Below are 1,076 nucleotides of genomic sequence, written 5' to 3'. Positions count from 1 at the left end.
GTCGTGACTGCGTGCCTTTTGAAGAATGAGCCTGCGAGTTAGCGGTGTGTAGCGAGGTTAACCCGTGTGGGGAAGCCGTAGCGAAAGCGAGTCCGAACAGGGCGTTTGAGTTGCACGCTCTAGACCCGAAGCGGAGTGATCTAGCCATGGGCAGGTTGAAGCGGCTGTAAGAGGTCGTGGAGGACCGAACCCACCAGGGTTGAAAACCTGGGGGATGACCTGTGGTTAGGGGTGAAAGGCCAATCAAACTCCGTGATAGCTGGTTCTCCCCGAAATGCATTTAGGTGCAGCGTCGTGTGTTTCTTGCCGGAGGTAGAGCACTGGATAGGCGATGGGCCCTACCGGGTTACTGACCTTAGCCAAACTCCGAATGCCGGTAAGTGAGAGCGCGGCAGTGAGACTGTGGGGGATAAGCTCCATGGTCGAGAGGGAAACAGCCCAGAGCATCGACTAAGGCCCCTAAGCGTACGCTAAGTGGGAAAGGATGTGGAGTCGCAGAGACAACCAGGAGGTTGGCTTAGAAGCAGCCACCCTTGAAAGAGTGCGTAATAGCTCACTGGTCAAGTGATTCCGCGCCGACAATGTAGCGGGGCTCAAGCGTACCGCCGAAGTCGTGTCATTCATACACATAGGGCCAACGCCTGTATGGATGGGTAGGGGAGCGTCGTGTGCCGGGTGAAGCTGCAGCGGAAGCTAGTGGTGGACGGTTCACGAGTGAGAATGCAGGCATGAGTAGCGATACACACGTGAGAAACGTGTGCGCCGATTGACTAAGGGTTCCTGGGTCAAGCTGATCTGCCCAGGGTAAGTCGGGACCTAAGGCGAGGCCGACAGGCGTAGTCGATGGACAACCGGTTGATATTCCGGTACCCGCTTTGAAACGCCCAATATCGAGCCCATTAATGCTAAGGCCGTGAAGCCGCCCTGATCTCTTCGGAGTTGAGGGGAGTGGTGGAGCCGCTGATCCAAGGTGGTAGTAGGTAAGCGATGGGGTGACGCAGGAAGGTAGTCCAGCCCGGGCGGTGGTTGTCCCGGGGTAAGGGTGTAGGCCGTGCGGTAGGCAAATCCGTCGCACA

At 57.3% G+C, this 1,076-nt stretch carries 1 rRNA gene; it reads left to right on the top strand.

The features are described 5' to 3' along the window. A 23S ribosomal RNA gene (locus ACGF3I_RS35240) occupies nt 1-1,076 on the top strand; the annotation flags it as partial.

The sequence above is a fragment of the Streptomyces sp. NPDC048111 genome, assembly GCF_043202815.1.
In the GTDB taxonomy this organism is placed as follows: Bacteria; Actinomycetota; Actinomycetes; order Streptomycetales; family Streptomycetaceae; genus Streptomyces.
Note: the sequence above shows the minus strand (reverse complement) of the source record. Positions and strands in the feature narration are given on the sequence as shown.